Source organism: Campylobacter cuniculorum DSM 23162 = LMG 24588 (assembly GCF_002104335.1).
Classification (GTDB): domain Bacteria; phylum Campylobacterota; class Campylobacteria; order Campylobacterales; family Campylobacteraceae; genus Campylobacter_D; species Campylobacter_D cuniculorum.
This window is the reverse complement of sequence record NZ_CP020867.1, coordinates 193,736-213,415: the sequence shown is the minus strand read 5'-3', so window position 1 is coordinate 213,415 and position 19,680 is coordinate 193,736. Positions and strand designations below refer to the sequence as shown.

20 protein-coding genes are annotated in these 19,680 nt (G+C 31.5%); 1 reads left to right on the top strand and 19 read right to left on the bottom strand.

Annotated elements, in window-relative coordinates:
* Positions 1 to 2: 2 nt before the first annotated feature.
* Genes moaA through mqnP form a run of 4 tightly spaced genes read right to left on the bottom strand, consistent with a single transcriptional unit; the run spans position 3 to position 2,859 of the window.
* Complete coding sequence (gene moaA, locus CCUN_RS01110; RefSeq protein ID WP_027305062.1) at positions 3 to 965, bottom strand: GTP 3',8-cyclase MoaA; 963 nt, start codon at positions 963 to 965, stop codon at positions 3 to 5.
* A 9-nt stretch (positions 966 to 974) separates the two neighbouring features.
* On the bottom strand, positions 975 to 1,502 hold the full coding sequence (locus CCUN_RS01105; RefSeq protein ID WP_027305063.1) for a DUF6115 domain-containing protein: 528 nt from the start codon (positions 1,500 to 1,502) through the stop codon (positions 975 to 977).
* Complete coding sequence (locus CCUN_RS01100; RefSeq protein ID WP_027305064.1) at positions 1,502 to 1,996, bottom strand: hypothetical protein; 495 nt, start codon at positions 1,994 to 1,996, stop codon at positions 1,502 to 1,504. The genes CCUN_RS01105 and CCUN_RS01100 overlap by 1 nt, the downstream gene beginning before the upstream one ends.
* Positions 1,987 to 2,859: a menaquinone biosynthesis prenyltransferase MqnP gene (gene mqnP / locus CCUN_RS01095; protein WP_027305065.1), complete on the bottom strand. Its 873-nt coding sequence runs from the start codon at positions 2,857 to 2,859 to the stop codon at positions 1,987 to 1,989. The genes CCUN_RS01100 and mqnP overlap by 10 nt, the downstream gene beginning before the upstream one ends.
* Positions 2,860 to 2,928: 69 nt before the next feature.
* Here mqnP and miaA point away from each other — a divergent pair, with 69 nt between their 5' ends.
* On the top strand, positions 2,929 to 3,798 hold the full coding sequence (gene miaA, locus CCUN_RS01090) for a tRNA (adenosine(37)-N6)-dimethylallyltransferase MiaA (protein ID WP_027305066.1): 870 nt from the start codon (positions 2,929 to 2,931) through the stop codon (positions 3,796 to 3,798).
* On the opposite strand, the gene CCUN_RS01085 is transcribed toward miaA, so the two are convergent.
* The 15 genes from CCUN_RS01085 to CCUN_RS01015 form a co-directional block, all read right to left on the bottom strand.
* Entirely contained in the window at positions 3,787 to 6,156 is a 2,370-nt protein-coding gene (locus CCUN_RS01085) for a tetratricopeptide repeat protein (protein WP_085296601.1), read from the bottom strand. The two genes, miaA and CCUN_RS01085, sit on opposite strands and share 12 nt — an antisense overlap.
* 69 nt (positions 6,157 to 6,225) lie before the next feature.
* Positions 6,226 to 7,641 carry an NADH-quinone oxidoreductase subunit N gene (locus CCUN_RS01080; RefSeq protein WP_027305068.1) on the bottom strand — a complete coding sequence of 472 codons (1,416 nt, stop codon included), beginning with the start codon at positions 7,639 to 7,641 and terminating at the stop codon, positions 6,226 to 6,228.
* Positions 7,631 to 9,118 carry an NADH-quinone oxidoreductase subunit M gene (locus CCUN_RS01075; protein ID WP_027305069.1) on the bottom strand — a complete coding sequence of 496 codons (1,488 nt, stop codon included), beginning with the start codon at positions 9,116 to 9,118 and terminating at the stop codon, positions 7,631 to 7,633. Before CCUN_RS01075 ends, CCUN_RS01080 begins: the two co-directional genes overlap by 11 nt.
* Before the next feature lies 1 nt (position 9,119).
* Positions 9,120 to 10,916, bottom strand: a complete 1,797-nt coding sequence (gene nuoL / locus CCUN_RS01070; protein WP_027305070.1) for an NADH-quinone oxidoreductase subunit L — start codon at positions 10,914 to 10,916, stop codon at positions 9,120 to 9,122.
* A gap of 1 nt (position 10,917) precedes the next feature.
* Positions 10,918 to 11,214: an NADH-quinone oxidoreductase subunit NuoK gene (gene nuoK, locus CCUN_RS01065; RefSeq protein ID WP_027305071.1), complete on the bottom strand. Its 297-nt coding sequence runs from the start codon at positions 11,212 to 11,214 to the stop codon at positions 10,918 to 10,920.
* Positions 11,211 to 11,729, bottom strand: coding sequence for an NADH-quinone oxidoreductase subunit J (locus CCUN_RS01060; protein ID WP_027305072.1), 519 nt, complete (start codon positions 11,727 to 11,729; stop codon positions 11,211 to 11,213). Before CCUN_RS01060 ends, nuoK begins: the two co-directional genes overlap by 4 nt.
* Entirely contained in the window at positions 11,726 to 12,397 is a 672-nt protein-coding gene (nuoI, locus tag CCUN_RS01055) for an NADH-quinone oxidoreductase subunit NuoI (protein WP_027305073.1), read from the bottom strand. The genes CCUN_RS01060 and nuoI overlap by 4 nt, the downstream gene beginning before the upstream one ends.
* An 11-nt stretch (positions 12,398 to 12,408) precedes the next feature.
* A complete protein-coding gene (nuoH, locus tag CCUN_RS01050; RefSeq protein WP_027305074.1) occupies positions 12,409 to 13,407 on the bottom strand; it encodes an NADH-quinone oxidoreductase subunit NuoH in 999 nt (332 codons plus the stop codon).
* A complete protein-coding gene (locus CCUN_RS01045) occupies positions 13,400 to 15,865 on the bottom strand; it encodes an NADH-quinone oxidoreductase subunit G (protein ID WP_027305075.1) in 2,466 nt (821 codons plus the stop codon). Before CCUN_RS01045 ends, nuoH begins: the two co-directional genes overlap by 8 nt.
* Complete coding sequence (locus CCUN_RS01040) at positions 15,862 to 16,554, bottom strand: hypothetical protein (protein ID WP_027305076.1); 693 nt, start codon at positions 16,552 to 16,554, stop codon at positions 15,862 to 15,864. The genes CCUN_RS01045 and CCUN_RS01040 overlap by 4 nt, the downstream gene beginning before the upstream one ends.
* 5 nt (positions 16,555 to 16,559) lie before the next feature.
* Positions 16,560 to 16,781 carry an NADH-ubiquinone oxidoreductase subunit E family protein gene (locus CCUN_RS01035; RefSeq protein ID WP_027305077.1) on the bottom strand — a complete coding sequence of 74 codons (222 nt, stop codon included), beginning with the start codon at positions 16,779 to 16,781 and terminating at the stop codon, positions 16,560 to 16,562.
* Positions 16,778 to 18,004, bottom strand: coding sequence for an NADH dehydrogenase (quinone) subunit D (gene nuoD, locus CCUN_RS01030; RefSeq protein ID WP_027305078.1), 1,227 nt, complete (start codon positions 18,002 to 18,004; stop codon positions 16,778 to 16,780). Before nuoD ends, CCUN_RS01035 begins: the two co-directional genes overlap by 4 nt.
* Before the next feature lies 1 nt (position 18,005).
* A complete protein-coding gene (locus tag CCUN_RS01025) occupies positions 18,006 to 18,800 on the bottom strand; it encodes an NADH-quinone oxidoreductase subunit C (protein ID WP_088245155.1) in 795 nt (264 codons plus the stop codon).
* Entirely contained in the window at positions 18,797 to 19,300 is a 504-nt protein-coding gene (locus CCUN_RS01020; RefSeq protein WP_027305080.1) for a NuoB/complex I 20 kDa subunit family protein, read from the bottom strand. The genes CCUN_RS01025 and CCUN_RS01020 overlap by 4 nt, the downstream gene beginning before the upstream one ends.
* Positions 19,282 to 19,671, bottom strand: coding sequence for an NAD(P)H-quinone oxidoreductase subunit 3 (locus CCUN_RS01015; RefSeq protein ID WP_027305081.1), 390 nt, complete (start codon positions 19,669 to 19,671; stop codon positions 19,282 to 19,284). Before CCUN_RS01015 ends, CCUN_RS01020 begins: the two co-directional genes overlap by 19 nt.
* Between the last annotated feature and the right edge of the window lie 9 nt (positions 19,672 to 19,680).

Here is a 19,680-nt window from a genome sequence, read left to right as displayed (position 1 = left end):
ATTTATCCTCCGGTTTGATAAAAAGCTCTTGAAGAAATTTGATTGTCTGTTACGCTCCATCGATTTTTTTCAGGCTTGTTTTGAAGAACTTGTTTTAAAATTTGAAAAGCTTTTTGCATATCTTTTTTTCTCACCGCCTCTTTGATACTCAAAGCTTCGTCGTGATATAAACAAGGGATGAGCAAACCATTTGCACTCAATCTTATACGATTGCAAGTATCGCAAAATTCGTGGCTATGCGGGTCTATTATACCAAATTTATAATCATTTGCAGTGTATAAAGTTACCGGAGATTTTTCAGCTTTTTCAAGAAGAAAAATTTGATATTTTTGACTTAAAATTTGTAAAATCTCATCCCTTTTCAAACCTTTAAGCTGTCCGTAAGCATGATGATTCTCCATAAATTCTATAAAACGAATTTGTATGTTTTTACTTTTAGCGAATTCCAAAAGAGAACTTAATTCATTTTCATTAAAGGTCTTTAAGGCTACGGTATTGAGCTTGATTTTAAAATCATATTTTAAAGCCTCTTCAATGCCTGATAAAACGCTACTTAAGACATCTTTTTGAGCTAAAATTTTAGCCTTTTTAGAATCAAGAGTATCCAAAGAGACATTGATACGCTCAAGTCCTGCATCTTTAAGTTCTTTCGCATAATCTTTAAGCAAAAAACCATTCGTAGTCATTGCTAAATCAATATCTTTTTTATAATCCTTAATCATCTTAATGAAAACACTCAATTCTTTACGCAATAAAGGCTCTCCGCCCGTTATGCGAATCTTAGAAATTCCCTCATCAATAGCAAGTTTTATGAAACAAAACATTTCTTCAAAACTTAATAATTCCTCTTTGGGAACATAATCAAAAGGAATTTTTGGCATACAATAAAGACAACGAAAATTACATCTTTGTGTTACAGAGATACGCAAATAATCGATTTTTCTCCCAAATTGATCCATTAACATCTTTGCAACCTATTTAATCAGTTTTTTAAATTTAAGCACAAGTTCTACATTTCCTGTCCCTATCCTTAAATCTTTTGCGATTTGTTCTATACTCTTTCCCTCTTTAAATAAATCAATGATTTTTTGCTCTTCTGTATCATAATTTGGAGTAAGTTTTGTCATACTTTGTGCTTTTTGCTCCAAATTTAAAATACGATTTTGCTGTTCGTTTTGAAATTCCTCAATGATATTTTCCATACCTTGAATGCTTTTTAATACGGGTAAAATTCTTTGAGTGAGTTCTTTTTCAAGCAGAATTTTCATCTCATCTTTTAAAAGCTCTAAATTATAATTTTCATCATTATAACTCGCGTCTGAATTTTCCATTTTTGACAAGAATTCTTTTTTTAAATAATGAAGCTCTTTTGTTATATCCTCCATTGCATTTTGAAGTTTAGCGATTTTAGCCCCATTTTCTCTATCTTTGATATTCATATAAGCTAACATTGCAATCAACAAAACAATCACAAAAACCAAATAAAGCACATCTTCGCTCATCAATCCCCTTTCTTACTTCTTATCATATCTCTTTGAATTTCAACCACAAAAGCATCATAAATGATTCTATCTTCAGGTTTGATTTTAATCATTTTAGCTAAATTTTCGCTTTGTGCTTCAATAAAAAGTGCTATTTTTTGATTATTAATCTCAAATCTCATATAATATTGCTTGTCTTTTTCCAAAAGAGGTTCTAAAAAATTTAAATATTCAAAATTTAAAGCATCAATAATTCCTTTTTGAGATAAAGGTAAAAGTTTATCTTGCTCACTTAGATTGTTTTGAAGCCTTGCAATATCCTCTTTAAGACTTAAAAGAAGTTCAAAAATTAATTTTTCACTCTCTTCAAAATCAACTTTAGAAGCAAGTTTTTTCCATTTATTAAGCCTTGAATTAATATTAATATTAAGATATTCTTGTAAAAAATAACTATCATTTATATCGCAACTTTGAAACTCTGCACTCAATCCGGCTTTAAAAAGATTTAATTGCATAATAAATCCACCCACATAAAAATAAAAAATATTATACTCAAATACCCATTTAAGGTAAAGAACGCTCTATCAATATGAGAAAAATTTTTACGCACGATTTTATGTTCGAAAAATAAAATCAAAGCACAAATGACAATCCCTAAAAAAGCCAATTTCCCCAAAGGAGCAACCCAAGCAAATAAAAGCCAAAAAATGACAGCTAAACAATGACAAAAAGCAGAGAAAAAAAGAGTGGCATTGCTTCCAAATTTCGCAGGTATAGAATGCAAACCCACTTTTTTGTCATACTCCATATCTTGCAAAGAATAGAGCAAATCAAATCCAGCTGTCCAAAAAGTAACACCCAAACACAAAAGTATGCTAAAAAGATGAATTTCTCCCATCACAATCACACTTCCAGCAACCGGAGCAAGTCCTAAACAAAAACCCAAAACCAAATGGGCTAAAGAACTAAAACGTTTAAACGCTGAATAAAAAGCTAAGATAAACAATACAGGAAAACTAAGATAAAAGGCTAAAGGATTGATAAAATAAGAACAGAATATAAAAATCAAAGCATTGATTAAAATAAAAATCCAAACGCTCTTTTTGCCTATGCGTCCATCGATATTTGGACGCTCTTTACAACGTGGATTGTCCTTATCTATATCCTCATCCATCAAACGATTGCTAGCCATTGCGAAATTTCTTGCACTCACTGCACAAATGATACCTAAAATCAGAGCTTTAAAACCAAACCAGGTGCTATCATTGACCATCTTTGATGCAACAATCATCGCTGTGAATAAAAAAGGTAAAGCAAAAACTGAATGTTTAAAAACAATCAAATCCAAAATGTCTTTAAATTTAGTCCAAAAAGTCATTCTTCACTCTTTTAAAAAAATTTGCTATGATTTTACTAAAAATTTTATAAATTTTAGGAAAAATTAAAAATGTTTTTTGAATTTGCACTTATAGGCACAACAGCAAGTGGCAAAACTTCACTCGCAAATGCTTTAGCAAAAGAATTTAAAGCTGTCATTTTAAGTCTTGATAGCCTGTGTGTTTATAAAGAAATCAATATCGCTAATGCAAAAAGCTCTGCACAAACTTTAAAAGAGCTGGATTATTTTGGTGTGAATTTATTGAGTGTTTGTGAGCATTTTAATGTGGCTTTATTCATCAAAGAATACGAAAAAGCTAAAAAAATTGCAAAAGAAAAAAATACAGCCTTAATCATTACAGGCGGAACGGGTTTTTATCTTAAAACAATGATGCAAGGATTGAGTGCAAACATAGAAGAAAGACAAAGCTCGTTGAGTAATGATGAAATTTATCACCTTTTAAAGACGATTGATCCTCAATTTAAAATCGAAAAAAATGACACCTATAGACTTAGAAAATGGCTTAATATTTATGAGAGTTGCAATGAAATTCCGAGTGAATTTTTAAAAAGAACGCGAAAAAAAGCTGTGATTGAAGAGCTTTTGATTTATGAAATCATTTGGGATAAAGAGCTTTTAAGAAAAAACATTCAAAAGAGAACTCAAACGATGCTTAAAAATGGACTCATTGAAGAAGCAAATCATCTTTTTAAAAATTTTAATCCGTCTTTAAAACCTTTAAACTCCATAGGACTAAAAGAGTGCAAAAGTTTTTTAAAGCACGAAATTTCTTTCAATGAGCTTGAATATTTGATTAACACTCACACCGCACAACTTGCAAAGAGACAAAGAACTTTCAATAAAAAATTCCAAAGCATTCCTTTAGAATTTGACAAAGCCTTTGAAATTCTAAGACAAAAACTTAAATCATTCTCCTAAAATTTGATTCTTTTGGCGGCATAAATCCTGCCAACTTGAAGTCGCATTAATATCAAGACATTCCTTAAGGCTTTCTTTTTGCAAGGCAGTATTTTGTAAAGCTTCATACACTGAACTTTGTATGAATAAGGCTCTGGCTCTATCCTCTGCAGAAAGTTTAAGCTTTAAAAGGTCTTTTAAAATATTTAAAGCTTTATCATTTTCATTGACATTTTGCAAGGCTTGCAAATACATGAATTCTAATTGAGGGCTAAAAAGGTTAATTCCTCTGAAATTTTGATAATCAATAGCCTTTGGAGCATAGTTTAAAATTGTAGTTTGCATATTATGATCAGAGGCAAAACCAAGCAAAGCATCATAGGCTTCAACCATATTAAAACTCATAGGAAAGGTTTCTAAAATTTTTAAAATTTTAATGGCTTGATTATAATCATTTAAACGCAAAAGGGCTAAAAATTGCAAATAATACGCCTTAAAAAGCTCCTCATCGCTTTTTAAAACTCTTAAATTGATAATATCTTGAGCAAGATTGATTGTCTGTTGATACTGCTTATTATCAAGGAGTATTGAAGCCTTTTGCAAACCATAAAAAATCTTATCTTCATCGAAATTTTCATTCGCATAAGCTAAGGCTTGTTCCATCTTAGAAGTTCTTTGTAAGCAAGAGAGCATTTGTTTTTTATTCTCAATCTTTTGTCCTAAATTATAGGCATTAAAACGTGTAAAAATTTCTACAGCCTTAATGCAATTATCCGCTTTTAACTCATCATTTAAGGCTTTAATCGCAGAGTCTTCTAAGAAACGCCTTGTATCGGGGAGTTTAGAATCTTCAATTTGTTGTTGATAGTCTAAAATAGCTGAAAAATTTCCTTCTTTATAATAGAGTTTAATGTCCTCATCTAAAGCCCTATGAGCAATATTTTCATCCTCATTAGCATATTGTTTCATCAGTTCTTTGTAGCGTTGATGTAAAAAAGTTGCGTTATTATCATTGAGATTAAAAAATACTTCATCATTTGCTTTTCTTATCTCTTCTAAATACTTTCCATCTAAAAATTCATCCATATACAAATCAAGATATTTTTTAGCTTCATTTGATCTTGAAGTTTGAGCCAAAGCTAAAGCAAAATCCTTCAAAGCTTCTTCATAGCGATCATCAATCTTTGGCATATTTTTAAAGGTGTTTTCGTAAATTTCAGCACTTGTATCAAAAATTTTATTTTGATAAAAAAGCTTTGCAAGTTCTAAAGACCTGCTAATATCCTTACCAAAATAAGATTTATTTGCTTTAAGAATGGTGTTAATGTATTGAATGGCTCTGTTAGGATTTGAATTTAAAAGCAAATCTTTAGCCAAAGACATAGTAGCCCTTGCGGCAAGATTTAAATCTTTGGTATTAAAATAAATATTTTCATAGATTCCAATAGCTCTTTCTCTTTCACCTAAATTATAAATATAATCCGCATAATCCAAACGTGAAAGACTTGTAAAATGTTCGTTTAATTGTTGATTATTAATCAAGGACATTGTATAATCCACATCAGCTCTTTGAGAAAGTGCAATATAAGTTTTTAACATAATATACAAAACTTCGGGATAATTTTTATCGCTTGTAAAGGTCCTGGTCCAATTCTTAATATCTTCTATCATATTTTCCAAAATTTCTTGATCTCTTACATCAGAATTTTGAGCATAAATTTGACTCTGTGCCCTTAATTTATAGAGTATAAATTCACTCATAAAAATACTATTTCTATAACGATTGATAGCATTTTGTGCATCGGTTATGACTTGGGGAAAATTTCCATCTTCGTATTCTTGTTTGATACGAAGATAGGTATTAATATCTGCACTTTGAGGAATGATGACGGGATTTGAATTTAAATCAAGTGCTCCCACATAAGGCAAACTTTCATGCGGAAAATCCACATCAAAATCAAGTCCATCATAATGATTTACACCAAAGAGTTCAGGAGCAAAGATAAAGGTAAATTTTGTAGATTGAGGTGAATTTGAAGGGCTGATTTCTTTATCGATATAAATATTTTGTGATGAATCAAACATTTTTGCTTGCATTTTTGGTAAGATTAAAACCTTAATTTTTAATTCTTCTTTGATAAATTTTAGGTCAAAAAAAGAAAAACTTTGGTCTTTTAATTCATTATCCACAACGCCGGGAATTTCACATTCAAAATGTGTTTTAGTATCAACAAAAACACTTCGACAAGTGAAATTTTGGTCATTTGCAATATGCAAGATGGCAAAGGGTTGATTATCTTCACGACCCGTATTTAAATTAAGCTCAAAACCAAAAAGTTTTAAAAAACTCAAAGCAATCAAAAATAAAATTCGTTTCATAAAACAATTATAGCAAAACTCTTATAATATCAAAAATTTGCATTCAAAAATTTCTCTATTTTAGATGATTTAAAGAAACATGACTAATAATACCGCAAAAATACTTACACACACACAAAGTGTTAGAATAAAATTTTGTCTAAAATCTAAACGCGTATAAGTTTCTCCCTCGCCTTTTACAAAAAGAGCGTAAATGATAACCTTTAAATATCCATAAAGCATAATAACCGAACTCAAAGCAATAAAAAGAGCTAAATACCAATAATTCGCGATCATAACCGAATTTAATACAATCAATTTACCCCAAAACACTCCAAAAGGAGGGATTCCTGCTAAAGACAGCACACAAACACTCAAAGAAATTGCTATAAGAGGTTTTTTAAGCAAGAGTCCTTTTAAGGATTCACAATGCGTATTTTTATAGGTGCTTAAAATCAAAAACACTCCATAATTGCTAAAAGCAAATAGTCCCCAATACCAAAATAGCCCCCAATACCAAAAAATAAAGAACGCTTGATAATTAAAAATCCATACTTGATGATCAAGCAAAGGAATAATGTTTGCTAATACAAAAGAAGAATGCACCACAGAACTATAGGCAAACATTTTTTTTACATCTTTTTGCGTTAAAGAAGCTAAGGCTCCTACAAGCATAGAAAAAATTGTTAAAACCATTATAATATATTCAAATCCATTTGTTTTTGGTTCTAAAAACATAAAGATTCTTATCACAACAACAAACATAGCAATTTTTGGCACAACTGAAATAAAAGCGACCAAATTTGGATAAGCAGCATAATACACATCTCTTAGCCAAAAATGAAAAGGGGCTAAGGAAAGTTTGATTGCACAAAGAACAAAGATTAAAACTCCAGCACATGAAAGCAAAATATCATCATTTGAATCTTGCAAACTGATTATTTCATCAAGACTTAAACTGCCCGTTTTGATATAAATCAAAGCACAAGCTAAAGCAAAAAAACCTGAACCCACAGCTGCAATGCTAAAATATTTAATTGCTGCAGAGATAGAATTTTGCGTTCCGCGTATTGCTATGAGAGTATAAAGAGCCAAAGATGAGCCTTCAAGCCCTATGAAAATTAAAACCAAATTTGAGCTTGAAACCATAAGCATTAAAGAAGCAATCATAAAAAGAAATAAAGCATAAAATTCACCTTGATTCTCTTCTTTTTCCATCAAAAGATACAAAAAAGAAAAAAGCAAAATAAGTGAAGAGAACGCAAAAGAAAGAATATCGTTATTTAAAGTCCCTAAAAAAGCTCCTTTAGAGCCTTGAACATTGATATTATAAAGTATTAAAAAAAAGCTTACAATCAAAGATAAAGCACTGATGCCAACGAAAAAATTGCGATGAAGCTTATAAAAAGCCGAACAACACAAAAGAACAATACCCACACCAATCAAAAATAAAAAAGGATAAGATAAAGAGATATTTAAAATTTCAAAATCCAAATCATTTAGCATTGCTTTCTCCTATTTTAGACAAAAAATCTAAAGTATTTTGCTCAACTGCTCTTAAATTCATAATTTCTAACAAAATTTTTGCATCTTTTTGGAGGGGATCTAAAAAAATTTTTGGTGCAATTCCTAAATAAAAAATTAAAAACACAATAGGAATCAAAGCAAGAGTTTCTCTTAAATGCAAATTAAATTTTGCGATTTCTCCCTCTTTTTGCATAAAAAATATTTTTCTAAAAAGATTTAACATATAAACCGCTCCCAAAATCACTACAAATCCTGCTAAAAAACTATAGAGTAGATTAAGTTTTGCAACCCCTAAAAGAATTAAAAATTCACCCACGAAGGATAGAGTTAAAGGTAAAGATACACTCGCTAAAACTAAAATAGAAAAGAAAATCGCAAAAGAAGGGGCATGGGAGGCTAAAGAATGATAGAAATTTAATTCCGTAGTTTTATATCTTTCATACAAACTTTGTGCCATTAAAAATAAAGCCGCAGTTACAAGTCCATGGGCAAACATATAAAACACTGAACCGCTAAGGGCTAAATCATTGAAAGAAAAAATTCCAAGTATCATAATCCCTATATGAGAGATAGAACTATATGCGATGAGTTCTCTTAAATCTTTTGCTCTAAAAGCAATCAAAGCACAATAAATCACACTCACTATACACAAAGCGGCAATCAATGGTGTAAAATATACACTTGCATCCGGAAAAAGTGGCAAACAAAATCGTAAAAAACCAAAAGGTGCCATTTTAAAAGCCACAAGCATTACAGAAACCAAAACCGGTGCGTTTGCATAGACCTTTGGAGCCCAAGTGTGAAAAGGAAAAAGTGGAGATTTAATTGCAAAAGCGACAAAAAACGCCGCAAAAAGGAAAAGCTGTTCTTTAAAACTTGCTGCAGAAACATTGTTTTTCCAAATCTCTAAATCAAAAGTCCAAATATTTAAAAGCGTACAATTTAAATATGCAAGATAAATCATTGCAACGAGCATTAAAATTGAACCCGCAAAAGCATAAATGAAAAATTTAATCCCAGCTCTAAAATCTTTCCCATAAACTCCTATAATATAAATGAGTGGTAAAAGAGAGAATTCCCAAAATACATAAAAAAGCAAGGCGTTTAAAGCACTAAAAAGTCCCATTATGGCAAATTCTAAAAAGAAAATTGCACAAACCATAGCCCTTTTTTCAATTTTTAAAAATAAAAAAGAAAGAAAAATGATTAAAGAAGAAAGGAGCATTAAGATTAAAGCTATGCTATCAACACCAATGTGATAATTAAAAAGGTTTAAAATTTTAGAACCTAATTTAAAATCAAAATTCACTCCATCTAAATAGTCTATAAAAATTTTTCCATTAAGCACTAAAATCATCAAACTGACGCCAACACTAAAAATTTTAACTCCACCACGATTTAAAATAAGCACTGCAAAGGCAGCAATTAAAGGAAAAAATATCAAATAATTTAGCATATCAAACCACCCATACTAAAAGAAGTAAAACGATAAAAGCACCCACCAAAAACTGAAGCATTAAAGAAAGGCTATTTGGCATTATGATTCTTTTTGCAAGCAGATTAACAAAACAAGAAATTTTCTCAACACAAGCATCAAAAATGTAAATATCGCAATGTTTAAATACGGAACACAGATTAGAAAAAATATTGACCATAAATTCTTGATAAAATTTTGGTATAAAATAATCATTACTTAAAAGTTTATAGATACTTTTCTGTTCTATGCTAGGCTTAAACCAAGATTTTTTATAGGCTATGATAACTAAAAGCACACCTAAAATTGCTGCTGTGCTTGCTAGAATCATCACTAAGGTATTTTGTGCGTTAATAAGGACTAATTTAGTCTCTATGTATTCAAAAAATTTATGTTCAAAAAAACCTGAAATTATGGCTAAAATCACTAAAGGACTCATGGCTAAAAGTGCTATTTTACCGGCTTCGTGCGGATGTAAAGAATGCCTTTGCGGGGTAAAAAATACAAGCATTAAGAGTCTAAAACTATAAAATGCAGTCATAAAAGCAGCGATTAAAAGCACTAAAAAAATTCCATGATGAAAAGAAATAAAAGAATAACCCAAAATTAAATCTTTTGAAAAAAATCCAGCAAAAGGATAAATTCCTGCTAAAGCCAAAGAACCTATTGTCATAAAAATTGCGGTGATTTTTAAAGGTTTATAAAGTCCTCCCATTTTTTTAATGTCTAAATTATCATTCATAGCATGCATAACATTTCCCGCACCTAAGAAGAGTAAAGATTTAAAAAACGCGTGAGTGACTAAGTGAAATAAAGCGATTCCATAAGCTCCAAGCCCAGCTGCTACAAACATATAACCCAGCTGTGAAAGAGTAGAATACGCAATAATACGTTTTAAATCATTTGCGACTAAAGCCATAGAAGCAGCAAAAAGAGCCACAAAAGCACCGATAAGAGAGATAATATAACCCACTTCAGGTACTAAATCATAAATTGCATTTGCACGAATCACCAAATACACTCCCGCTGTAACCATAGTCGCAGCGTGAATGAGTGCAGATACAGGAGTAGGTCCGGCCATAGCATCTGCAAGCCAAGTATGAAAAGGAAATTGAGCAGATTTTCCCATAGCACCGATAAACAAACAAGCTGCTATGAAAACTAAGGCTGAATGCTCTACACTTGAGACTGAATTAAAAACTTCTTCATATTGTAAGCTTCCCACTTGATAATAAAGCCAAAAAATTCCCAAAAGCATTCCAAGGTCGGCAATTCTATTCATTATAAAAGCTTCATTTGCTGCAAAAGAGTACCGATCGTTTTTATACCAAAAACCTATGAGCAACCAAGAACAAAGCCCAACACCTTCCCAACCAACAAAAAGCCCTAAGAAATTATCACTCATAACTAAAAAAAGCATAGAAAAAACAAAAAGAGCCAGATAGGAAAAATATTTATTAAAGCCTTCATCATCTTTCATATAAAAAATACTATAAAAATGCACTAAAGAAGCGACAATCCCTACAACACTCATCATCACTAAAGAAATGCTATCAATACTAAAACCAAAAGAAAGTCCGATAATGCTAATCCACTCAAAAAGAATGATATTAAAACTTTGATTATAAAAAAGCAAAATCAAAGAGCTTATAGCACTAAAAGAAATCAATAAAGAACAAATATAACCCAGAATAATTCTCTTTTGACCTAAAGAAAAAAACGAAGCAAACAAAAAAGCCACAAAGGGGCTAAAAAGTGAAATTAAAGCTAAATTCTGCATCTTAAGCCTCTACTTCTTTAAGGCTTTTAAGCTCTAAAGTGCCTTTTTTTCTATACCAAAGCACACAAAGAGAAATTCCAACAGCCACCTCGCAAGCTGCAACACCCATTATAAAAAGTGCAAAAACTTGTCCATTTAAATCATTGTGCATTTTTGAAGCGGCGATTAAAGCTAAATTTGCACTATTGAGTAAAATTTCGCTTGAAATAAAAAGCATGATGAGATTTTGTCTTTTTAAAATTCCTATAAGACCTATCACAAACATCAAAATAGCGATGATAAAATATTTTTCTATCATTGTTTTTCCTTAAGAAGATCTTTATGAGTGAGTAAAATGGCACAAACAAGAGCAATTAAAAGCAAGATTGCAATGAATTCAAAAGCTAAAAGGTATTTAGAAAAAACTGCAAAAGCAAGTTGTTTGTTTATATCAAAGAATGCAAGTTCTTGTAAAGCTAAATCTGTATCGATGTTTTGAATTTTAAAGCCACTAAACATAGCTAAAAGCAAAAAGGCACTCAAAACAATCAAGATAAAAAATCTTTTTTTAGACTTTAAATTTTCTTTAAATTCTTTAGAAGAGTCAAAAAACATCATTGCAAAACTATAAAGCCCTAAGACAGCCCCGCTATAAACGATGATTTGAATCACTCCTAAAAATTCGGCATTTAAAAGGAAATAAAATCCTGACAAGAAGACCATTCCCGCAGCCAAAGCTGAGAGAGCATAGAGCATATTTTTACTTAAAACGGCTATTAAAAAAAAGCCGAGTACTATCACAGAAAAAAAATAAAATGCTAATTCCTCTATCATTGCACTTTTCCTTCAACTTCTTTAGGTGAATTATGTAAAACACAGCTTTTTTCATCGCATAAATGCTCTTCTCTGGACTTTAAAACATCATAATAATTAGGTGTTTTTTTAACAAAATCATCGGCATCTTTTCTAAGACTTCCAGCACCCTCAAATTCAACTTGATTCTTAAGTTTATCAATGGGAGTAAGAAAATCTTGTTTATAACCAAAATATGATCTTTGTTCGGCTGCGTTTTCGTATTCTTTTCCATGAACAATAGCAAGTTCAGGGCAAACTTCAGCACAAAAACCACAATAAATACAACGCCCTAAATTAATGCTATAATTTCCAACTTTTTTCCGTCCCTCTTCATCTAAAGAAGTTTCCATTCTTATACAATTACTGATACAAATTTTTTCACAAAGCCCACAACCTATGCATCTTTCATTTTCGCTTTCTATAAAACGCATCAATCTATGCACAGCTCTGTATCTTTCGTTAAGTTCCACTTTTTCAAAGGGGTATTTGATAGTAACGCTATTATTTCTTTGAAGCATTTGACGCATCACTACAAAAAGCCCCACAAAAAGTTCAAGTTTAATGCTTCTATATAAAGCTTGAGAGATTTTTTGCCAGATTGTATTAGGATTTTTTCTTTTTTCATCAACTAAGTAATAGTTTTTCATCACAAAATCCTTTAAACTAAAATTGCTAAAGCAGTGAATAAAAGATTAAGCACCGCTAAAGGAATTAAAATCAAATAACACATCTTCATCACTTGATCCGGACGAAGTTGAGGAAACGCTGCTCTTGCCCAAAAATACCAAAAGAAAACAAAGCTTGATTTTAAAATCATCATAATCCAACCCGGAATAATCCAAAAATCATTAAACCCCCCTAAAAACAAAAGCGTAATTAAGAGTGCTCCGGCTATCATACTTGTGTATTCTCCGATAAAAAACATACTCCAACGCAAACCTGAATATTCCGTTCCATAACCTGCAACAATATCCGCTTCATTTTCGGTTAAACAAAGAGGAGTTCTATTGGTTTCAATAAACAATGCAATCACAAAAAGCACAAAGGCTAAAGGTTGTTTAAAAATCAACCACGAAAATAAACCATCATTTTGATAATGATTGATTTCAACTAAAGAAAAAGAACCCGTCAGCATAACAACAGCAATCAAGGCTAAGGCTCCAACACTCTCATAAGAAATGATTGCTACCAAAGCTCTTGCACCACCTATGATAGAGTATTTGTTATTGCTTGCAATTCCACCCAAAAATACAGCATAAAAACAAAGCCCAGAAGTGCCGATGATAAAAAGTAAAGCCGCATTAATATCTGCAATAATAGGTTTAATGGTATGTCCAAAAAGAGTGAATTCAGGCAACATTGGAATGGCTGCTAAAGACACAAAAGCACAAATAGCTGCAATCAAAGGAGCAATAGCAAAGATAATTTTTTGCGAATTTGAAGGGATAATATCTTCTTTCGTAAAAAGCTTAATCATATCCGCTACAAGCTGAATGAGTCCAAAAGGTCCTACCATATCAGGACCTACGCGTCTTTGAAAATAAGCTAAAATCTTTCTTTCTGCATAGGTTGCCAAACCAGCTAAAGAAGCAAAAATCGCTAATACAATCAAACATTTTATAAAAGTTTCAAGAGCAAAAAAAGCAAAATCACTCATTGTTTATTCCTATTTTTGAAATTTCAGCACAAATAAATCTTTCATCGAAAAATTCCAAAGTATCCATTTTTTCATCAAAATATGGCAAATAAGCTCCTGTTTTAATATCTTTATCAACCTTAATGCTTAAGCTTAACTCTTTGTTTTTAAGTTTAAGTTTAATCACTTCTTTATCTTTTAATCCCAAATTTTGTGCTAAATTTTCTCCCACTCCCAAAAAAATAACTTCATTCAAGGCACTTGAACGATTGGAAAATCTACCAAACTGATAACTAGGATTTGCACTATAAAGTAAAATTTCATTTTCTTTGGGCTCTAAATTTTGAAGCTCTGCATTGGGTAAAATCAATTCTAATGAAGCTTTGTTTTTAAAGGCTTCTAAATTTAAAAGATAGCCTCTTTTGTTCTCTCCTCCATTGGTATAATGATTTTCTAAACTATCAAAATCAAGCGGAGAAAAGCCTTTATTAATAGGAAGTCGCTTGGTATAAGAAATCGTATAAGGCTCATCAAAACCTAAGGCATTGGCTAAATCATTGAGAAAATAACCTCCAAATTCTAAGGCTGCATTTGTAGGAACAATTCTTTTATCGTAATTTAAAAAGGTCCCCTCTTGTTGATTTAAGCTTGAACTCGCCAAATCACTATACTCTTCATAAGAAAAACTAAAATCTCCCTTTTCGTTATATCCTAAAATTTTACCCTCACTCGTTTTTGTCAAATCGCAAAGCAAAGAAACGCCCAAAGTATTTGTATGAGTAGGATTTAAAAAGATTTTAAAAGGTGTTGTTTTTTGAATGAGTGCTAAGAGTTTTGCTAATTTTAAAGCATCTTTATGGAAATAAAAATCACTTCCTATCACTAAAACAAAATTATTTTTTTTAAGGAGTAATTCTTGCAATTTATCCTCATCCAAACCTAAATTTTTAGCAAATATTGAACGGCTTACTTCTATATTTTTTTTAATTTTTTTACTGATGGTTTTTTTAACTTCTTTTTTAATCTCGTTTCCATTTTCATCTTTTTCTAAAACTTCTTCTGTAATCTCCTCATTAACACTTTCTTCAATTTCTTTTAATTCTTGAGTTACAAAAGAATTGAGTTTGTTTTTTATTTCTTCATCTTGAGTGAATTTTTGAAGTAAAAAATATAAAATTTGTTCCTCTTGTCCGCTTTTATGGATACAAGAAATAAAATTTTTAGAGTATTTTTGCACACCTAAATCTTCTAAAGGATGAAAATAAAGCCCCGAGCCTTTATTCATCACTAAAGCATTATTGATTTTATAACTTAAAGTTGGAGCATCATATCTTAATAAGGTCCCACTGACGACTAAAAAATCACTCTTAACAATATCCTCGCTTGTTGCATTATAAAATTCGCCTGCATTGAGAATGAATGCTTCTAAAAAAGTTTTAAAAGCCAAAGCTTCATCATTGATTAAATTTAAATTGAATTTATTTTTGAGATTCTGTAAAATTAAAGCCTCTTCATTTGTAATAAAGCTGTTGAATTTAATATTTTTAATTTCACCTGTTTTAATAAGATTTACCAAAGTTTGAAAAGCCTTTTCGTCCTTTTTAGCTTCATTTTGTGTATCATAACCATATCTTGCAGCCTTATTTAAATTTGCAAATGCAAAATCATTACTCACTCTATAAATTTTAGGTTTTTGCACACTAATACCACTTTGTTTTATATCATAATACATCAATTCACAATCACTAGAATGCGGATTTGAAGCTGGAATTCTTTTAAGCTCCCAAATATTTGATGTGTATTGAAACCTAGCTCCAATAAGAGCTCCGGTAGGACAAACACTCGTGCATTCTCCACAAAAAGAGCAATCCAAAACATCCCCCTTTGTAGGAGCAATCAAACTCTTTTGAAATTTTGTCCAAATCGCGTAGGCATCTTTACCCATAGTTTCTTTAAAGGTGCTATCGACGCTATCGCCTCCTCTTGGAATCGTTTTTAAAGCACTTTCGCCTATTTTATCCTTACAAACCGTAACACATCTTTCACAAACAATACAAAGTGCGGGATCATAATTAATAAAACCCCATTTTTTATGAGGTTTATGTGTATCTTTAATCCAATGATTTTGTATATTTACCCTTGCCTTATGTGTGAAATTTTGTAACTCACACTCGCCTGATTTATCACAAACTCCACATTCTAAAGGGTGATTGATACAATAAGCTTGCATGATTTCATTGCGCTCATCCCATAAATTTTGCAAATCACTTTCAACAACCATCTTATCTTTAGCCTTAGTATTACAAGAATAAACCTTTTTTCCATCAGCTTCAACCATACACATACGACAAGCCAAAGTAGGACTACAGCCACTTAGATAACAAATCGCTGGAATAAAAATATCATTTCTTCTCGCAATATTAAGGATATATTCACCCTCGTCAAAAAAGCATTCTTTGCCATTAATGGTAATTGTCACTTTATTTCCTTTACACGAATCTGAACAAAATCAAAACCCGAATTTTCAAAATCTAAAAATCCTATAGTGCCTTGTAAATTTTCATCTAAACAAAGCTTTGCTTTAAGATTTAAATTCTTTCCAATGAGCTCAACAATTTGATGATTTTCACATTTTGCAATCTGTAAAAATTGTTGAGAACACTGCAGGACATTTTCTTCGGTTTTAACCCTAAAAAGCACTAAACCATCGTAATTATCAAGTTCTTTCAGTCCATTAAATTTTGCATTTGTAAAATCTTGTTTTTCTTCTTTAGAGTTTATGATTTGAAGTTTAAATTCTTTGCTTAAAAAATTTAAAAAATACTTAATATTCTCAAAATCTTTATGAAATTCTAAATTTGCATCAATAATCAACCATTTTGCCTGTTTTAAAAAGGCTAAAAGCTCTAAAGCTTCCTCTTCGCCTAAGCAAGATTCTGCACTCAAATAACCCTCATCAAACGCTTTAAATTGACTATCACCTTGTAATTTACAAAGCAGAGCTAAGACAAAAGAAATGCTTGCTATCTCGCATTTATAAAATTTTGCATGAAGTTTTTTGTCTTCAAGACAAGAAATATTAATATTATCCCCTTTAATTTTTTCGCACAGAGCTTTATTTTTAAGGCTTAACATATCTAAAAAACAAAATGCTTTTTCATAACTCATATTTTTTAAACCTTTTTTATGACTATAGTCCAATCAACTTGATTAAATTTCAAAGAATTTAAAAGCTCACAACCTTGTTCCTTAACAAAAGAAAAACTCTTTTCAACTGCTGAAAAATCTCCAATTTCAAAAAGTATTACCAAAACTTCATTAATTTTTGCTTCTTTGATTGTTTTTGCTAAATCTTCAAAAAAATCTTTACTTTTCCTTAAATCCACCCTTCTCATCTATCAATCTCACCTAAAACAATATTGACATTACCCATAATCGCTACAACATCAGCCAAATAAGTTCCTACAAGCATTTCTTCAAAAAATGCACAATGCCAAAAACTCGGTGTTCTAGCCTTAAGTCTGTAAGGTCTGCTACTTCCATCTGAATGGATAAAAAAGCCAAGTTCGCCTTTAGGACTTTCGGTTGGGACATAAACTTCACCTTGAGGAGGTTTAAGCCCTTGAGTAATTAAAACAAAATGTTGCATCAAAGAATAATTTTGAGTTAAAATTTGCTCTTTAGAAGCACTCACATATTCTGGATGATTGCATAAAATTTCAGGGGGAGTGTCTTTATAAAGCACACTGCATTGTTTGAGTATCTTTAAACTCTCGCGAAATTCTTGCATATAAACCTTATATCTGGCATAAGAATCTCCTTGAGTCGCATAAGGCACACCAAAATCAAGCTCATCATACAATAAATAGGGCTCCTCTTTGCGAATATCGTATTCTACTCCACTTGCTCTTAACATCACCCCGCTACAGCCCCAATTTAAAGCCTTTTCTTTGCTTACAACTCCTATATTTTCAGTTCTTAAACGCCAAATTCTGTTATCATCAAGCAAATCTTCATATTCTTTAACAGATTGTGGAAATTTTTGACAAAAGGCTAAAAGTTCCGTTAAAAAATCTTCAGGTAAATCAAGCATCACTCCGCCTATTCTCATCGAAGAATGAGTCAATCTTGCTCCACAATACTTCTCAATCAAGTCAAGCACATATTCTCTGTCTTTAAAACAATACAAAAACACGCTCATCGCACCAATATCAAGGGCATGTGTGGCGAGCCAAAGCAAATGCGAGGCAATGCGATTAAGTTCTAAAAGTATCATGCGAATTACAGCTGCACGACGTGGAATTTCTAAACCGCAAAGTTTTTCTACCGCAGCACAATAAGCATAGTTATTTGCAGAAGCGGCGATATAGTCCATTCTATCTGTGGTGGGGATAAATTCTTGATAAATCATATTTTCAGCCATTTTTTCCATACCACGATGCATATAGCCTATACTAGGACAAGCTTTAACAACTTGCTCTCCATCAAGCTCCAAAATAAGACGCAAATTCCCGTGAGCACTTGGGTGTTGCGGACCTAGATTAATAATCATCTTTGAGTCTTCTTGTTCAAAAACTATATTTTCATAATAAGGTTTTAATTTGCTAGGAATTTGCATTTTAACGCCTTTGATTTAAAATTTTTGCTTGATTGCGTTTGACTTTTTTAACAAAAAGCACCCCTTGTTCTTCTTGATATTCTTGTTTAAAAGAAAGCTCTTTTGGAGTATCATTCTTTTTAACCTCGTGATAAATTCTTGAAAAATTCAGAGTATCTTTGTCATCGGCAAAGCCTGGATCCCTTTGTTCTTCTCCTACAATTTCGCGATATTCCTTACCAAAAATTTTATCAATCTCATACCATCTTGCAAATTCATCACCTTTTAAAGGATAAGTTTTTAATAAAGGATGTCCAAACCAATCATCAGGCATTAAAATACGCTTTAAATTAGGGTGATTGATGATAAAAATTCCAAACATATCATAAATTTCTCTCTCACTCCAATTTGCTCCTTTAAAAACACAACTCACACTTTCTAATTTTTCTTTAACCCCTACAAAGGTTTTAACACGTACTCTTAATCTCTTACTAGGGTTTAAAAGCTGATAAAAAACTTCAAAACCATTTTTTTGTGCAATAAAATCAATTGCACTTGCTTCAGTAAAAGCCACATAACCTAATTTTTTAAGCATTTGCAATACTTCAACATTATCTTGTTTTTGAATTTCTATCACCCAAAAATCAAGTTCTATGAAAGAAGATAAAATTTTAAATTCATTTTGAAGTATTTGAAAATCTTCTTTAAAAGCACTTTCTTCTACTTGAATTTTTGGAGTATGAGGAGCGTGATAAAATCTATCTTTATAATAATTTTTAAGTTGAGCATTCTTTTTATCACTATAGGGTCTCATCATACCAACCTTTTTGGTGCAATTTTACGACTTGCTTTTTCTTTTCTAATCTTTTTTTGCAAAATCATTAAAGCAAACTGAAAACTTTCAGGACGCGGGGCACAGCCGGGGACATAGACATCTACAGGAATGATTCTATCCACACCTTGAACAGTTGAATAAGTGTTAAACATACCGCCGGTATTTGCACAGCTTCCCATAGAAATCACCCATTTAGGATCAGGCATCTGATCATAGAGTCTTCTTGTAAATTCAGCATGTTTCTTACACAAAGTCCCAGCGATAATCATCACTTCAGAATGTCTAGGACTTGCTCTAAAAATTGTCCCAAATCTATCAAAATCGTATCTTGAACCGCCTGCTGCCATCATCTCAATCGCACAACAGGCGAGTCCGTAAGTTAAAGCCCATAGAGAATTACTCCTACCCCATTGCACAAGTTTATCCACTGTGGTTAAGACCACAGGCAAACCCTTAGCATAATCTATCTGATGCTCTGCCACTGAAATGCTCCTTTTTTATAAGCGTATAAAAAACCAATGCCTAAAAGTAAAATAAAAATAACAACCTCCCAAAGTCCAAACCAACCTAAATCTTTAAAAATTAAAGCCCAAGGAAATAAAAACACAACTTCAATATCCAAAAGTATAAAAACAAGTGCGACGATAAAAAATTGCGAGTTGATTTTATTGGCTTGTTTTAGAGGGATAGGACCACACTCGTAAATTCCGAGTCCTAATTTTTTACGATTTCTTGCAGCAAGCGAATTTCCAATTTTAGAAGCTAAAAAAACGAGAGTAAAAAAAATCACAGCTGAAAAAATTAACATTAAAAAAATACCAAAATACGGGTGAGCCGTGCTTATATGAGACATATTTTCTCC

What these genes read in the sequence shown, in the direction of transcription:
- CCUN_RS01060 (WP_027305072.1), bottom strand. Translation starts at nt 11,729, where the DNA reads ATGATAGAGGAATTAGCATTTTATTTTTTTTCTGTGATAGTACTCGGC.
- CCUN_RS01035 (WP_027305077.1), bottom strand. Translation starts at nt 16,781, where the DNA reads ATGAGAAGGGTGGATTTAAGGAAAAGTAAAGATTTTTTTGAAGATTTA.
- CCUN_RS01105 (WP_027305063.1), bottom strand. Translation starts at nt 1,502, where the DNA reads ATGAGCGAAGATGTGCTTTATTTGGTTTTTGTGATTGTTTTGTTGATT.
- CCUN_RS01040 (WP_027305076.1), bottom strand. Translation starts at nt 16,554, where the DNA reads ATGAGTTATGAAAAAGCATTTTGTTTTTTAGATATGTTAAGCCTTAAA.
- CCUN_RS01075 (WP_027305069.1), bottom strand. Translation starts at nt 9,118, where the DNA reads ATGCTAAATTATTTGATATTTTTTCCTTTAATTGCTGCCTTTGCAGTG.
- CCUN_RS01025 (WP_088245155.1), bottom strand. Translation starts at nt 18,800, where the DNA reads ATGATGAGACCCTATAGTGATAAAAAGAATGCTCAACTTAAAAATTAT.
- CCUN_RS01080 (WP_027305068.1), bottom strand. Translation starts at nt 7,641, where the DNA reads ATGCTAAATGATTTGGATTTTGAAATTTTAAATATCTCTTTATCTTAT.
- nuoL (WP_027305070.1), bottom strand. Translation starts at nt 10,916, where the DNA reads ATGCAGAATTTAGCTTTAATTTCACTTTTTAGCCCCTTTGTGGCTTTT.
- miaA (WP_027305066.1), top strand. Translation starts at nt 2,929, where the DNA reads ATGTTTTTTGAATTTGCACTTATAGGCACAACAGCAAGTGGCAAAACT.
- CCUN_RS01015 (WP_027305081.1), bottom strand. Translation starts at nt 19,671, where the DNA reads ATGTCTCATATAAGCACGGCTCACCCGTATTTTGGTATTTTTTTAATG.
- moaA (WP_027305062.1), bottom strand. Translation starts at nt 965, where the DNA reads ATGTTAATGGATCAATTTGGGAGAAAAATCGATTATTTGCGTATCTCT.
- nuoK (WP_027305071.1), bottom strand. Translation starts at nt 11,214, where the DNA reads ATGATAGAAAAATATTTTATCATCGCTATTTTGATGTTTGTGATAGGT.
- CCUN_RS01100 (WP_027305064.1), bottom strand. Translation starts at nt 1,996, where the DNA reads ATGCAATTAAATCTTTTTAAAGCCGGATTGAGTGCAGAGTTTCAAAGT.
- mqnP (WP_027305065.1), bottom strand. Translation starts at nt 2,859, where the DNA reads ATGACTTTTTGGACTAAATTTAAAGACATTTTGGATTTGATTGTTTTT.
- CCUN_RS01085 (WP_085296601.1), bottom strand. Translation starts at nt 6,156, where the DNA reads ATGAAACGAATTTTATTTTTGATTGCTTTGAGTTTTTTAAAACTTTTT.
- nuoD (WP_027305078.1), bottom strand. Translation starts at nt 18,004, where the DNA reads ATGCAAATTCCTAGCAAATTAAAACCTTATTATGAAAATATAGTTTTT.
- nuoI (WP_027305073.1), bottom strand. Translation starts at nt 12,397, where the DNA reads ATGAAAAACTATTACTTAGTTGATGAAAAAAGAAAAAATCCTAATACA.
- nuoH (WP_027305074.1), bottom strand. Translation starts at nt 13,407, where the DNA reads ATGAGTGATTTTGCTTTTTTTGCTCTTGAAACTTTTATAAAATGTTTG.